The organism is Corynebacterium sp. MSK073 (assembly GCF_030232085.1).
GTDB lineage: Bacteria > Actinomycetota > Actinomycetes > Mycobacteriales > Mycobacteriaceae > Corynebacterium.
Genome location: NZ_JASPIY010000008.1, coordinates 102,755 through 117,616, shown reverse-complemented (window position 1 = coordinate 117,616; position 14,862 = coordinate 102,755). Strand labels below are relative to the sequence as shown.

13 protein-coding genes and 1 pseudogene are annotated in these 14,862 nt (G+C 58.5%); 5 read left to right on the top strand and 9 right to left on the bottom strand.

From position 1 onward, the window contains the following. Both QP970_RS07215 and QP970_RS07210 read right to left on the bottom strand, forming a co-directional pair. A pseudogene (locus tag QP970_RS07215) lies at positions 1-128 on the bottom strand (IS256 family transposase); the annotation flags it as partial. Positions 129-577: 449 nt separating this feature from the next. Further along, positions 578-1,027 carry a Panacea domain-containing protein gene (locus tag QP970_RS07210; protein ID WP_239267806.1) on the bottom strand — a complete coding sequence of 150 codons (450 nt, stop codon included), beginning with the start codon at positions 1,025-1,027 and terminating at the stop codon, positions 578-580. Positions 1,028-1,224: 197 nt separating this feature from the next. Between QP970_RS07210 and QP970_RS07205 the strand changes: the two genes are divergently transcribed. Both QP970_RS07205 and QP970_RS07200 read left to right on the top strand, forming a co-directional pair. After that, on the top strand, positions 1,225-2,124 hold the full coding sequence (locus tag QP970_RS07205; protein ID WP_239267808.1) for an ABC transporter ATP-binding protein: 900 nt from the start codon (positions 1,225-1,227) through the stop codon (positions 2,122-2,124). A 3-nt stretch (positions 2,125-2,127) separates the two neighbouring features. Beyond that, a complete protein-coding gene (locus QP970_RS07200) occupies positions 2,128-3,258 on the top strand; it encodes an ABC transporter permease (protein ID WP_284869802.1) in 1,131 nt (376 codons plus the stop codon). 96 nt (positions 3,259-3,354) lie between these two features. Here the strand turns inward: QP970_RS07200 and QP970_RS07195 are convergent, their stop codons facing one another. From QP970_RS07195 to QP970_RS07165, 7 genes are all read right to left on the bottom strand, one after another. Further along, positions 3,355-3,558 carry a hypothetical protein gene (locus QP970_RS07195; RefSeq protein WP_023017763.1) on the bottom strand — a complete coding sequence of 68 codons (204 nt, stop codon included), beginning with the start codon at positions 3,556-3,558 and terminating at the stop codon, positions 3,355-3,357. A 71-nt stretch (positions 3,559-3,629) separates the two neighbouring features. Then, on the bottom strand, positions 3,630-3,950 hold the full coding sequence (locus tag QP970_RS07190; RefSeq protein WP_239267812.1) for a molecular chaperone GrpE: 321 nt from the start codon (positions 3,948-3,950) through the stop codon (positions 3,630-3,632). Next, on the bottom strand, positions 3,937-4,443 hold the full coding sequence (locus QP970_RS07185) for a MarR family winged helix-turn-helix transcriptional regulator (protein WP_239267814.1): 507 nt from the start codon (positions 4,441-4,443) through the stop codon (positions 3,937-3,939). The genes QP970_RS07190 and QP970_RS07185 overlap by 14 nt, the downstream gene beginning before the upstream one ends. Before the next feature lie 5 nt (positions 4,444-4,448). Continuing rightward, a complete protein-coding gene (locus QP970_RS07180) occupies positions 4,449-7,034 on the bottom strand; it encodes an AAA family ATPase (RefSeq protein ID WP_239267816.1) in 2,586 nt (861 codons plus the stop codon). Positions 7,035-7,039: 5 nt separating this feature from the next. Next, on the bottom strand, positions 7,040-8,155 hold the full coding sequence (locus tag QP970_RS07175) for a metallophosphoesterase family protein (RefSeq protein WP_239267818.1): 1,116 nt from the start codon (positions 8,153-8,155) through the stop codon (positions 7,040-7,042). A gap of 2 nt (positions 8,156-8,157) precedes the next feature. Beyond that, positions 8,158-8,979, bottom strand: a complete 822-nt coding sequence (locus QP970_RS07170) for an SWIM zinc finger family protein (RefSeq protein ID WP_239275312.1) — start codon at positions 8,977-8,979, stop codon at positions 8,158-8,160. A gap of 4 nt (positions 8,980-8,983) precedes the next feature. Beyond that, positions 8,984-12,001, bottom strand: a complete 3,018-nt coding sequence (locus QP970_RS07165) for a DEAD/DEAH box helicase (RefSeq protein WP_502869338.1) — start codon at positions 11,999-12,001, stop codon at positions 8,984-8,986. Between the two features lie 180 nt (positions 12,002-12,181). Here QP970_RS07165 and putP point away from each other — a divergent pair, with 180 nt between their 5' ends. Genes putP through QP970_RS07150 form a run of 3 tightly spaced genes read left to right on the top strand, consistent with a single transcriptional unit; the run spans position 12,182 to position 14,854 of the window. Further along, a complete protein-coding gene (gene putP, locus QP970_RS07160) occupies positions 12,182-13,753 on the top strand; it encodes a sodium/proline symporter PutP (protein ID WP_239267824.1) in 1,572 nt (523 codons plus the stop codon). Between the two features lie 34 nt (positions 13,754-13,787). Next, complete coding sequence (locus tag QP970_RS07155) at positions 13,788-14,354, top strand: HNH endonuclease family protein (protein ID WP_255716798.1); 567 nt, start codon at positions 13,788-13,790, stop codon at positions 14,352-14,354. Positions 14,355-14,410: 56 nt separating this feature from the next. Then, complete coding sequence (locus QP970_RS07150; protein WP_005282326.1) at positions 14,411-14,854, top strand: hypothetical protein; 444 nt, start codon at positions 14,411-14,413, stop codon at positions 14,852-14,854. Positions 14,855-14,862 lie beyond the last annotated feature (8 nt).

The following is a 14,862-nucleotide window of genomic DNA, read 5'->3' as shown; positions in this document are numbered from 1 at the left end:
TCTGCTTGAGTCGATAGGATTTGGTTGATGAATCCTTGAAGCATCTCGCGCATGAGATCTGGGGATGCTTGGGCCAGCAATTCGTCTAAGTAGGTAGTCGGGTCTATAGAATATGGGCTAGCGGCCATCGTGGTTATCCCTTTCGAGGAAGTGTGGTTACGGAATCGAAAGGTACTACGGTGGTCGCCAGCCTCATTCATAAGGGGCCCACCGTCAGTTACAGATACACCACGCTACTGGACGCAACCCACGCGGAATTTGGTTAGCTCTTGGAACTGCCTAGGGATTTGAGCTTTGATTTCCTTTTTCGGGATAAATTCTGAGCCGAGGCCGTGCCTGTGGTGATTAACAAACTCTGTCCAAGAAATTAGTGACCGTTTGTGCCATTTGTCGAGGAATTCTCTGCGCATTCTATCGGTCATTTGCCCGAACCCCCATCCGCTCTGCAAAAACCTAGTGGACAGGAGTGGGTATTCGTTTGATGCTGCTCTTATGGCACTCAAGACGCTTGTATCGGCACCACTTTGGCTCTTTGAGGCAGGCCGAGTGCTACGTCTCTTACTTTTCTTTCCCATATCTAGTCGAAGTACTCTTTGAGGTCTGCATCAGAAACCTCGAGCCCCCGTTCTTCTTCAACGAAGTTTTTCTTCCAAGGCGACTCCGTGTGGGTTTTATTACGTAAAGCCCATGCGGAATAGGGCCCGTACTTATTCCATACTTCAATCAAGGTATCTTCCACAGGCCGGTAATCGTCCCAGTTGAAGTCATCAGAAATAAACGTATCGGGGTCGATGGGGCTCTTACCGTACTTTTTAAGCTCGTGGTAGATGTCTACAACGACAGGTCCGTGGGCCCATGCTTCCATCCGTTCATTGAAGAGAGGAACCCCTCCGGAGGCTGGCATGTAAAACCCCTTTGCATAGTAGAGGAGCTTTTGAAGTTTCAGTGGTGTCAGCTCGGCTTCTTCGGTTTCTTCAGCCCAAGCTACGAGCCATTCTGCGATTTGGCGGGCAGTGAATTGCTTCATTGTGCACCCCCTTCCTGCATGTTCTTAACGTTACAGCACCTAGATAGCACTTTCTATTCCTACCTACTCAGCAGGGGCTTGACCCATGCAACCTGGCTTTCGATGGATTCCATTGTCAAACTATTAGGCTTATGAAATACTAAGGTACTTAGAACCACGACAGTTATGCAGTATAGGCGCGACATGGAGGAGACCCCTTGCCCACCTTAGAAATCGACCATCTCAATAAATCTTTTGGCAGTGTTCGCGCGCTGCAGGATATGACCTTTAACGTGCAGGAGGGCGAGATCTTCGGTTTCGTCGGTTCCAATGGCGCGGGCAAGTCCACCACCATGCGCATCGCGCTGGGCGTGCTCGCGAAAGACTCCGGCGAGGTTTATTTCGATGGCTCCCCCATTAATGACGATAATCGCCGCCGCATTGGCTATATGCCCGAAGAGCGTGGACTCTACGGCAAGGAACCGCTGCTTAGCCAGCTGACGTTTCTGGGCACCCTGCATGGCATGAGCAAGCAGGCCGCCCAGAAATCCGGCACGGAGCTACTGGAACAGTTGGGGCTGGGTGAGCGCCAGGACGACAAGCTGGATGATTTATCCTTGGGCAACCAGCAGCGCGTGCAGCTGGCCGCGTCCCTCATTCACGATCCGGATATGTTGATTCTGGATGAGCCCTTTTCCGGCTTGGACCCCGTCGCCGTCAATGTCATGTCTGACATGCTGCGCGAGCGCGCCGCCCGCGGGGTGCCGGTCATCTTTTCCTCCCACCAACTGGACTTGGTGCAGCGCCTGTGCGACCACGTGGGCATCGTCACGCAAGGCCGCATGGTGGCAGAGGGCACGGTAGATGAGCTGCGCACCCAAGGGGCCTCGCGCTATGCGGTGGAAACCCCTGCCCGCGGTTGGTATCCGGAGGGCACCCACCTAGTAGAGGAAACGGACCAGGGCGTAGTGCTCGAAGCCGATGACGGCACCGATGACCAAGCCATCTTGCGCGCTGCCATGGCCGCTGGCCCCGTCCACTCCTTCGGCCTCAAGGTCCCAGACCTTACCGAGCTATTCCAAGACGTCGTCACCAGCACCACCACCGAGGAGGCCTAGCCCATGCAGTATTCGGCAATGAAGACCATAGGGACCGTCGCCAAGCGCGAGATGGCGGTTGCCCTTAAGACCAAATCCGTTGTCATCATGATGCTGCTGCTTATCATTGGTGCCATCGCCACCCCTATCATCATTGACTTGCTGTCCGGTGGTGACGATGAACCAGATTCCGTCGCCGTGGTGGGCCTGGAGGCAGACGCATTCGCTGATTCCGGACTGGAGACGCAGGCCGCAGATGACCGGGATAGCGCGGTGCAGCTTATCGATGACGGCGACGTCGACGCCGCCCTCGTGCCCGCCGACGACGAGGGGTGGGAGCTTTTGGCCAACGGCACCGTCTCCACCACGATCTCCACCACGGTCAATCAAGTGGTCGCGGCGCAGGCGCAGGCAGAGGCACTAGATACGCTGAATATTGATGCCCAAGACCTTGCCGACGCCACCCCATCGACCAAGGTGACCGCGGTAGATCTGGAAACAGATGAGGCCTCCGAAGAACAGATGGGCAATGTTGCCATCGTCCTTATCGCCGCCATCGTGGTGGTCTTTTCCATCATGACCTTCGCAGGGCTCATCGGCGGCCGCGTTACCGAAGAGAAGTCTTCGCGCGTGGTCGAAATAATCCTTTCCACGGTGCGCCCGGTGGATTTCTTGGCAGGCAAGGTCATTGGCAATACCATCATCGGGCTGCTCGGCACCTTCCTCATCTTGGCCGGCGGCGTGGCTTCCCTGGCATTTACTGGCGCAGCAAGCGAAATCCAGCTCGACTATGGTCTAATCGCTGCCCTGCTCGTCGGGGAAATCCTCGGTCTCTTTATTCTTCGGCAGCCTCTATGCCGCAGCCGGCTCCATGGTGCAGCGCACCGAGGATCTGCAATCGACGCAGATGCCCATCCTGCTCATCGTCTTTGCCACCATGTATGTCCCCATGTTTGGCTGGACCAACTTGGATGCCACCTGGATGCAGGTCATGGGCTGGGTGCCGCCGGTCTCCATGTTGGTCGCTCCCCTCCAAGTTGCTGGCGGCAATATGAGCTGGCTGGGCTTGGCGGGAAGCTATGCGGTCCTCGCTGTAGTTACCGCGCTGATCCTCATCGTTGTCGCGCGCATCTACCGCCGTGCCATCTTGAATAACGGCAAGAAGATGACCTGGCGCCAGGTGCTCAAGAAATAAAAATAAATCCGGCCTCCCACTTTCCAAGGGAGGCCGGATTTTTCTATTGCGCCGAATTACTCAACGATGAATTCGTTGGTGATCGGCTGGGTGATATCCAGGGTGCCGTGCTCGATGTAGTACATGCCAAAGAACATGGCGCCGAGCAGCACTACGGACAGCAGCATGCAGGGAATCCACTGGACAAAAACGGAAACCCAGCCCTCGGATTGCTGGCGGGCCGCTGCCTCGCGTTGTTCTTGAGCCTCGCGCTCGTTCATAATGATAAACCTCTCACTTCACCGAAGATTAACTAAAAGTATCTTAACAGTTTATGGTCTCCGCGGTGGCATTAGATCCCCGGATCTTCATCATTTAATAAAGCCTCGAGGAATGCCTCGCGGTCCGCGAACATTTTCTCGATATCCTCTTCCGCGCCCACGATCCAGGCATTGGCATCCTCATCAAAGGTCACCGCGGAATCGGGATAGGTTTCCAGGGCTTCCTCCATCGCAGCAAGCTGATCGGCATCGGCACGGTCCTCAGCAAAAGCCTCTGGATCGCCAATACGCTGGCCCAGCTCACCCAAGGCCGTCAAGCCATACGTTTTATGCTGCTTTTTCGGGTACTCGAAAAGTTCTTGGCCCATCATGGCGGTATTATTTTCCTCCATTCAATAAAGAATCCGGGACGAATCCCGAATAGCCGGGGATATTATTGACCTGCAATACCCCATGGAAAAAGCGCTTGAGCGCGGGAACGTCATCCTCGTGGAGGTGGTCGAAGACCAACCGCCGGACGGATTCCACGTGCTCGGGGGCCGCGCGCTCGAGGTGGTGGAGCCCAGCCTCCGTGATGTGCACGTTGACCCCGCGGCCATCATCGGTGGTCTTTTCCTTGACCAAGAGCCCGCGCTTTTCCATGCGCGTGACCTGGTGGGAGGCGCGCGAGCGATCCCAGGCCAGTTCCGTGCACAGGTCGCGCAGGCGCAGGTGCTGATCTGGGGCTTCCGAAAGGGATGCCAAGACCGCGAATTCCGAGACGGAAATCTCCCCGCCCGCCTTAAGGGTCTCGTCCATGCCCCTATCTATCTTGCGGGTCGCAGCCAATAATAGGCGCCATAGCTCCTGTTCATCATCGTTTAACCAGCGGGTTTGTTCAGACATAAGGACTAGATTACCCCCTTCAGCATGGCGATGTCGCGCTCGCTGCGCCCGAGCACCCGCGAATAGCGCTGCGGCATGCAGGTAAAGACCAAAACCTGGTTCTCGCGGCCCACCTGTGAGAACAAGGTGGACATGAGTTGCAGGCGGTGGGCGTCGGTGGAGCCTAGCGCATCATCGACGATGACCGGCACGGTTTCCTCCCCCGCCACCAAGCGCGCGATGGCAAAGCGGGTAAGGATGGCCAGCTGCTCGCGCGCGCCGCCAGACAGGCTGGTCATGGCCACCGTTTCATTATCGCGGGTGCGCGCGGTAACAGAGAGATCGTCCGCCAATTCAAAGCTGATATCCCCGCCGTAAATAGTGCGGGCCAGCTGGGCGAGCGCCGCCACGAAGGGCTCGGCATAGCGCTGGCGCGCGGCATCGCGGTGCTTGAGCAGCAACTCGCGCAGGTAGCGTGCCGCCAGCGCGCGCTTTTCCACGCTTTCTAGCACCGCCTGCGCCATTTCTGCTTCCGCTTGCGCCTGCTGCTCGCGCTCTGCCGCGCCGGAGTGATAATTAATTTCACTCGACAGCTTGCCCAGCTCCACCTTGGTATCTTGCACCTGGTTCTGCAGGTACTCTAGGTGCGATTGCGCACCCTCCACCAAGCTCTGAGCGGTGGCCAGGTCCACGGCCTCCATCTCAGATAGCTGTTCCTGCAGCCGGGTCACCAGCGCACCCAACCGCTCCGCTTCTTCTGCCAAGCCGGCATCGGAAGTTTTCTCCCGCGCTTCGGCCAGCTCGCGCTCGGCGCGCTCGGCCTTCTCGTTGGCGGCCTCAAGCTCGGCTTCTAAGCGCACCACGTCGTGGGCGATGCGGCTATCGCGGAAGGGAATAAGCTCGCGGTCGAGGGCATCGACAAGCTCGCGCGCCTCTTCCTCCGCCTCCTCCGCAGCGGATAAATCCTTGGCAGGGGCATCATCGAGGCCGGCGACCTTCTCCTTGAGCGCCGCGTGTTGGGCGCGCAGTTCACCTAAATCATCCGGCCCCAACTCGCTTTCGAGCTTGCGCGTTGCCACATCCAAGGCGGCATTCTGCTCGCTGTGCGCCTCGTGCAGGTTCTCTGCGGCGGCGATGGATTCCACGCCGGTGGCATCGAAAAGCTCCTGCAAACGCGCCTCGGCCTGATCCACCTCGCGCTGGGTCTTATCGGAAGAGTACGCGCCAGCCACGAAGCGGGCGGTGATATCGCCGATGGTGATCTCGCGGCCATCGACAAGCTCAATTGCGGGCTGCTTGCCGATGTCCACCTGCGTCCCATCCACCCCAATCTCCGCGCCCTCAGGCCCGGAAAATTCCACCTTAGCGGCGGTGGCATCGTGCAGGCGCTTGGCCAGCGACAGATCGGCATCCGCCTTGCGGAGTTCCTCGACATCCGCGGCGGTCATCTCGCGCCCGCGCTGGGCTATCTCCGTTTGGGCCTTCTCCACGCCACGTACCAATTCTTCTACCTTGAGCAGGCGTTTATCCAGGCGCTTAAAGGTCTCCTTGTCCTGATACGCCCGCGCCTGTTTGAGCGTTGCGCGCGCGGTGGCGTAGTCCTCCTTCGCGGTGGACAGTTTCTTTTCCACCGCTTCTTTCTTCTCGTTTTCCTCTGCGGCCTTCTCGCGGGCGGCCGCGAGCTTATCCGAGGCGCTCGCCTGCGCCGTGCCAGCGGCCTCGAGCGCCTCTGCCATCTCCCGGCGCTGGGTTTGCGCATCCTTCGCGCGTTGGAAATCCTCCTTGGCGCGGGTGAGCTCGGCCTTGTGTGCATCCACCTGGTGCTGGGCCTTCACGGCCTCGTCCGCGGCGGACTGTTTCTCTGCGAGATCCTTGCGGGCAGCGGGAAGCTGCGCTTCCGCCTCTTCTTGCTGGTGTTCCAGGTGCTCGTAGCGCTCCACCACGGAATCGAGCCCGCGCACCGCAGCGGTTGCTTCCTCCAGCTCTTGCTCGGCACGCTCCAAGGTCTCCTGGGCCTTCTTGTATTCGCCAGCCGGTTTGCCCCACCTTGCTCCGTAGTAGCGCTTATATTCCCTATCTACCTTGCCCAAAAGTTGGGAGTCGTCGCCGGATACCTCGTCTTCAGCCAAGCCGGACTCCTGCTCGAGGGCCTGCGTCAACGTGGGAATGCCCGCTGCGGAGATGGCGTCATTGGAGTCATCCTGGCGCATAAAGAGGACATCGAGAAGCTGGCGGTCCAGGTTCTCGCTTAAGATCTGATCCAGCTCATCATCGGCCTGGCGGCCGGTATACTGCGCGTGGCGCGGGGACGAGATGGCCAATTCACTGTACTTCTTCTTCAGCCAGCGCTTGGCAATGCGAAAGCGGTACTCCCCCACTGATATATCCGCGATGACCTCCGGTGAAACGTCCTTGCCTACCGGCTGCAAGTCCTTTGTAGCTTTCGTCCATGTGTGTTTTTCCGTCAGCACCACATCGAGGGCCTCCACGATGGTGGACTTACCGGCCTCGTTCTCGCCGTGGATGACCACCACCCCGGTTTCTGGAAGGTCATCTAAAACCAGGTGCTCGATGCCGCGAACATTTTTAATCTCTAAGCTGTGGATGCGCATGTGGTTTATCCTTCCAGGCGAAATAGCAGGTTGGCGGCGTCGCGGGCCACCGGATCCTCGCGGTTATCCAGCAGCTCCTGCAGGGCGTCGGCGGCATAGCCGGAAATATCCAGGTTGGCTAGTTCGTCTTCGCTCGGTTCCAAGAACAGGTACATGGTCCGCTCGCGCGGGCGCAGCGAGGCGAAGACCGCCTCCAACTCATCCAGCCCGCGCTGCAGCCGGGCGTGCGCCGCAATACCGAGGGTCCCCTGCAGGCTGTATTTAATCGCCGTGCGCACCTTATCCGGGTACTCCTCCAGGCTGCGCAGGAAGCGCTCGACGTCCTCGGTGGAATTGACGGAGGCATCGAGGGCTTCAAAAGTCCAGCGCCCGATGCTGCGCTTATCGATGTCTATGTCCTCCCCCTCAATCCTTACCACCAGCGCATTCCCGGAATCGGCCTCGCCGCCACCGGTGGAACATTCCTTAAAGTCCGTAGTCTCCGGGCTGCCAGAGAACCAGACGCGGCCGGTCTTTCCCAGGCTGGCCGTCGAGTGGGTATCGCCCAGCGCCAAGTAATCGATCACCCCGCGCTCCAAGCACTGCTCTACGAATTCCAGGTCGATGGTATCGGCATCTCCCCCGCTAGAGCGCGAATCCACCTGGCCATGGCCCACGGCAATTCGGATTCCTTCCGTGGGTTCAAGCGGCTCCAACGCCTGGCGCACCAAATCGTGGTTGGCGCGCTTAGACAGGTACGGCGCGCCCACCAATTCCACGCCCTTGCCCACCTCGATGGGCTCTGAATCCGCGATGACGTGCACATTATCTGCGCTGGTACGATAAAATACCGAGTCCGCGACCAGCGGATCGTGGTTTCCCGGCAGCACATATACAGGCACGGGCAAGCGCTTAAACATCTCGGTGGCACGCGCCAAGATTTCCCGGGAGAGCGCATTGTGTTCAAATACATCGCCCGCAACGACGATGAACTGCGCGCCAACCTCCTCCGCGAGCTGGCCTAGGTGCATGATGGCGGACTCGCGGTCATCGTTGAAACGACCTTGCGCCTCCCCCTTTAAGAACCAGCGGGTCATTCCCAGCTGGAAGTCGGACGTGTGGATAAAGGTCGTTGCAGTCATAATCAGTGCGTTAAGTGGTAGTAGAGGTCTTCAATATCGGACACGGCGCGCAAGAGATCAATATTGGTATGCGATACGGCTCGAAGGGCCTTGCGCAAGAGGTCAGGATCGGAATCTTCCAATGCTGGGGCCACCTTGGGGTGCGGCAGCTTAGGCATCTCGCGGCCATTCCAGAACACGTCGTTCTTTTCTTCCGCGGATAAATCGCTGGCGCCAAAGCTTTCACGGGAGATCTGCTGCGATTGCTCCATGACGGCCTTTTCCAAACGCGCAAAATCCAGCCCGCGCATATTGAAAATCACGGCTGGATCCGCATCCGCGCGGGTGGCGAGCCTATCTCCCACCGCCACAATGTGCTTGCAGGTATAGGCGGAATCCGGGCACGTGCAGGATAGACGCAGTTCTTCGGCCTCGCTGGCAAAAAGCGTATCCAGCGCTTCCTCAGATAACAGGCCCTTGCGCGCATTCGCTACGGAATTAGGGGTGCGCGCGAATTGGCCGGCGAGTGCCGCAATATCGTCATTATCGCGGTACGGCAGCTGAATGAGTATGGAAAAAGGCTCGTTTTGGGAACCAGCCACGCGCCCATGGATGGCACCATTGCGGATCTCCAAACCAACGACGTGACCGCCTTCGGCGTACTGGCGCCCGCGGCTAATCCGCCCCCGGTCCGCATCATAGCTGGTAAAGGACGAAATCCGGGCGGCGGTCTTGGACAGCAGCCGCCCGCTGCGGTCGACATGGTTGACCTCGTCCGGGGTACTCACGCGCTTGCGGGTACCAAAGTTCGCGTAGATGACATTGTCATCGCCCTTAACGGCCATCCGCTTACTCCTTTCCCCGGTAACTCATGAGCTCTGCCAGCTGGTCCGGCTCCAGTTCCGTGAGCCAGCCCTCGCCTTCGCCGACGACGGCGCCAGCCAGCTGCGTCTTGCCATCCAAGATGTCTTGGATGGATTCTTCCAACGTGCCAGCCGTAATCATCTTATACACCTGCACGTTGCGGCGCTGACCAATGCGAAAGGCGCGGTCCGTGGCCTGGTTTTCCACCGCGGGGTTCCACCAGCGGTCCATGTGCACCACGATGGACGCCGCGGTTAGGTTCAGGCCCGTGCCGCCTGCCTTGAGCGAAAGGATCATCGCCTGTGGGCCATCATCGGCCTGGAAGTCCTCCACCATCTGGTCGCGCTTATTCTTGGTCACCCCGCCGTGCAGGAAGGGAATCTCGTGGCCCAGTTGCCCGCTCAGGTAGGGCTGCAAGATATCACCGAAGGCCTTGTACTGGGTAAAGATCAGCAGGCGCTCGCCGGATTCGGTGGCGGCATCGACAATCCGCATCAGCTCCTTCACCTTGCCCGAGCGGTGCTTGCCCTTGATAACCACCGGCGAATCGTCTCCCAAATAATGCGCCGGGTGATTGCAGATCTGCTTAATGCGCGTCAGGGAGGCCAAGACGATCCCGCGCTTGCTGATGCCCGTAGCATCCTCCAAGCTCTTCTTCACCTCATTGACCAGCGCCTTATACAAAGCCGCCTGCTCTGTAGTCATGGATACCGTAAGAATCTGCTCGGACTTTTCCGGCAGGTCATCGATGATATTGGGATCGGTCTTGACGCGGCGCAGGATAAGAGGTGCGGTCAGCGCGCGCAGGCGCTCGGACATCTCCTCATCATTATTGCGCTCGATGGCCTTGGCAAAATGATTGCGGAAAAAGGACGCCGTGCCCAAAATGCCTGGGTTGCAAAAGTCCAAGATGGACCGCATCTCGGACAGGCGGTTTTCTACCGGCGTACCGGTCAGCGCCACGCGGTGTTCAGACGGCAGCGATCGCACCGCCTTGGAGGAACGCGTGGCCGAGTTCTTAATGGCCTGCGCTTCATCAAGGACCACCCGCTGCCAGGACACCTCACCCAAGAGGTTGAAATCCCGGCTCACGGTGCCATAGGTAGTAATGACGAGATCTGCTTTTCCTGCGGCCTCGAGGAACTTCTCCCCGCTCGGCCGTCCCGCGCCGTGTTGCACCATGACCTCGAAATCCGGCACGAAGCGACGGGCCTCGCGAGCCCAGTTGCCCACCACGGAGGTGGGTGCGACGACCAAGGTAGGCCCGGTCTGTTCACCGCGTTCCTTCTCCACCGCCAAAAGGGACAGTAGTTGGAGTGTTTTGCCGAGCCCCATGTCATCGGCAAGCACGGCACCAATATTATTGCGCGACATCCAATACAGCCAGTCCACGCCAGTGCGCTGATACTCGCGCAGCTCCGCGTGGACGGCCTCCGGAATGTCCACGCGCTTCGGCGCAACCGTATCCATGCCGCCGAGCAACGCGGTATGCCACGTGCTGCCAGTAAATTCGATGGGCTCCTGAGCCATCGACTCGAGCGCCAGCTCCCGCAGCTCCGCCACCGTGACCTGGTGCTCGCTCTTCTCGTTGAACTCTGCTCGGCGACGCTCGACCTCTGCCATGAGCTGCTGCCAGCCCGGCTCACCTAGCTTCTTGGCCATCTCCGCCGAGGCCGCCAGCTGCTCGAGCTCCTTCTTGGCGCGCTCGCGGGACTTATCCGCCAGCTCCTCCATATAAAAAGAAACCTTGGACACGACCTGGGTATCGGCCATGACCCACTTGCCGCGCAGCTGAATGAGCCCGGACTTGGAATTGACCAGCTCATTCATCTCGGATTCGGTAAGTTCCACATCGCCCACGGACATGCGCCAGTTATAGTCCACCAGCTGGTTCATACCGATGTGCTTCTTTGTCGCGGCCTCTGCCGGATCCCGTGCCTCGCGGGTTTCTAGCTTGGCCTTCGTATCCATCTGCGCCCACGATTTGGGCAGCATGACGGTAATGCCCCGCCTCTTCAGCTCGGGTACCTCGTGCGCAATAAACTGCGTGAGCTGTTCCGTGTCCAGGTAGACGTCCCAATCGCCGTCGCCTGGCTGGGGCATTTGCGTGCTCTGGCCCAGGCTCGGCGCCGCGTGCAGGGCCTTGCGGTGGTTTTCGCGCAGCTTCTCGATGCTCGCCCGATCCAGCTCCTCCGCCAACACCGGCCGCGGCGAATCCGTTCCCGAGCGCACCCGCACCCGAATCGGCCACGCTGCATCCTCGGGGTCCTGTTCTTCAGGCTCCTCCACGATGTAGACGAGTTGGAGTTCCACCTGGTAAATGGAATTTTTCCATTCATTGAGCGCGCGCAGTAGTTGCGCGCGGCCGCGGCGAATGGGCGACGTCGTCAGTAGTGCACGGGCGAAGTCGTGCCACGGCATTGACCGGGGTTCATTGAGCAGCGGCTGCAATTCCCGGTTGGCAATCCAATGCGTCAGTTCATCCGCTAGGTCATCTGAAAGGGCTCTATTATTTATATGGAGAATCCCGGGTGCCGCGGCCATCATCTCTGCGAGCCAACCGCGCTCGCCCAAACCTGAGGCCAACTGCCACATGGGGAACCACTCGTTGGCCTGGTAGGCCAGCCGGAACGTCACCCTGCCCGCGCGGACAAACTTGCTCAGGCCGCTATATGCGTGAATGAGCCAGTGCAGATCCGGCGCAATTGATGCCGGTGGATGATGATCCAGGTATTCCAGCTGGGCTAGGGCTTCTACCGCTTCTTCCGGGGCAAACATGGCCATGGGCACCATGAGCGAGACGTCCTTACCCTTTGGCGTCCGTAGTGATACTCGCGCCCGGTTCCGGAATGATTTCTTAGCCAAGATGGCATCAATAGCCTGCGGAAACGTCCCTTCTGGCACGGCCGAAGGCATAACAATCTTGTGCCCTTCTACCTGCTCAATCCATAGACCAAGCCCCGAGACCGGCAGCCAAAGGCCATGCACAAGGTAAGAAGCCATAGCCGCCAGCATAGCAGCCCGGCAAAGTTTTGTTACAAGCTCGTTATATTCACGTCTTTACGCAGTTAAACGGTGAAAAATATCACCAGAGATCTATGCCACAGCTGGATTTTAGCTTGGTTGAACCTTAAGTCACCGTTAACGTAAGAATGTCCGACAAATCACTACAAGGAGTGAAACGTGCAAGAATCAACTTGGTACGTCATTGCGATGATTGTCTATTTCCTCGTAATGGCAGCCATTGGCTACTGGAGCTACAAACAAACCGACGAATACGACGATTATGTTTTGGGCGGCCGTGGCCTGCACCCATTCGTAGCTGCTCTCTCCGCCGGTGCATCTGATATGTCCGGCTGGCTGCTCATGGGTCTGCCTGGCGCGCTCTTCCTTTCCGGTTTTTCCGAGCTGTGGATGCCTATCGGCCTCCTTATCGGTGCATGGGCAAACTGGAAGTGGATTGCGCCGCGTCTGCGCGCGTACTCGGAGGTTGCGGGCGATTCCATTACGGTCCCCTCCTTCTTCGAGAACCGTCTGCGCGATAAGTCGCGCCTGCTGCGTATTATCTCCGCAGTTATCATTATCTTCTTCTTTACCTTCTACGTCTCTTCCGGCATGGTCTCCGGTGGTCGTTACTTCGAGTCCACCTTCGGTGGCGACTACATCACCGGTATGTTGGTCATCGCCGCAGTGACCATTTTCTACACCTTCATCGGTGGCTTCTTGGCAGTGTCCTACACCGATGCTATGCAGGGCATGCTCATGTTCGTCGCCCTGCTGATCGTGCCAATCATGGCGCTTTTCGCTCTTGACGATGCCGGCGCGATCTTCTCCTTCGCTACCGAAAACAACTACGCTACCGACGGCGCACTAGAGCCAAACGATAACTACTTCTCTCTCTTCGCTGGCGTTTCCGCTGGTGTTATCGTTGGTAACGCCGCTTGGGGTCTTGGCTACTTTGGTCAGCCGCACATCATCGTGCGCTTCATGGCGCTGCGTAAGCCTTCTGACGCCAAGCAGGGCCGTTTCTACGGCATCACCTGGATGGGCCTTTCCGTCATCGGCGCTATCTTCGTTGCGCTGACCGGTACTGTGTACTTCACCCAGTTCGGTGAAACCATTACTGACCAAGAGAACTTCGAGACCATCTTCTTGGATATGGCTCAGGCCATGATGCACCCATTGCCTGCTGGTTTCATCTTGACCGCAGTCTTGGCAGCGATCATGTCCACCATGTCCTCCCAGATGCTCGTGGTTTCCTCTTCCCTGATTGAGGACCTCTACCTCATCATCGCAAAGCGCAAGCCTGACGAGCGCATCCTGATTAACCTGTCCCGTACCGCCGTTGTGGTCATCGCGGTTATCGCCGCACTCCTGGCTATCAACCCGTCCGACTCCATTCTTGGCCTGGTCGGCTTCGCATGGGCTGGTTTCGGTTCCGCATTCGGTCCGCTGGTCATCCTGGCTCTGTACTGGAAGCGCCTCAACGCAACCGGTGCAATCGCCGGTATGGTCACCGGTGCAGTCGTCGCCATCGGCTGGGGCATGTCCCCGCTCGGCGATTCCCTCTACGAGATGGTTCCGGGCTTCTTCTCCGCACTCATCGTCACCGTTCTGGTCACCTTGGCTACCAAGCAGCCAGACCAGGAGGTCTTGGACGAGTTCGAGGAAGCCGAGAAGCTTGCCAAGCTCGTTGAAAAGGACGACTCCCTGGACTTCGAGGAAGCAGCAGAAAAGGTTTCCGATAACAAGTAGGAACCTTCCCGCACCTCGCGGAGTCCAATAGGACATGAAGTCCTATTACCTGGCCGCGCTATCATGCATAACCGCTCTCGTTATCGCATGGTATGCGTGGCCTTTTCCGCGTTTTGATGTCTCCACCGTGCCAGCTCGCACGGAATTGCAAGGCTACGACCGCGACGAGTTCGGCGGCTGGCAGCCCAACGGCGCATGCACTACGCGGGAGGCCATCATGGAGAACCAAGCCAGCGAGGCCTTCGCTGACTGCCGGCCACAATCCGGCACGATCTATGACCCCTACGCGGGCGAGACGATTTCAGCCACCTCCCCCATTGAGGTCGACCACATCTTCCCTCTTTCTGCCGCCTTTGACATGGGTGCCGCAGAATGGGACCAAGACACCAAGAGGCGTTTTGCCAACGATCCTCTCAACTTGGTGGCCACCAGCCGGAAGCTCAATCAAGAAAAGTCCGATTCCCTTCCTTCCGAATGGTTGCCGCCTGCCAACCGCTGCGATTACTCGCGGCGCCTCGCAGAGATCGCGCGGAAGTACGAGCTGCCCTTGTCCCGCGCGGACGTCCGTGCAATGAGAAGGCAATGTCGGTTCGATTTCTAGCAGGGAAATTGATTAGGGTGAACAAGGCAACTTTTCTTAACTGAAGGGCATCCTCCATGACTACTTTGTTCATCTTCCTGCACGTGGCAGCGGCCATCGTCCTACTTGGCCCCGTGTGCATTTCCACCTCCATCTACCAGACTCAGCTGCAGGGCGCAGCGCAGGGCGATAAGACGGCCCTCGGAGCCGCCCGCAACCTGCACAACATCACCAATACTTACGGCTACATTTCCGCCCTCGTGCCGGTCCTTGGTCTTGCTGTGTTCCTGTCTGATATCGAAACCTTTAAGAGCCAGGTCAACTTCCACATCGCCATCCTTGTGGCCATCATCGCGTGGTGCCTGCTCTTCTTCCTCATCCTTCCTAAGCAGCGCACGGCGCAGGCAGCCCTAGAGTCCGGCGATACCGCCAACCTGGGCTCCATTAAGAAGTCGCTGTCCGCTTTCGGCGGCGTCTTCAACCTCCTGTGGATCATCTGCCTTATCCTGATGTACCTCTAGGAAGCCAT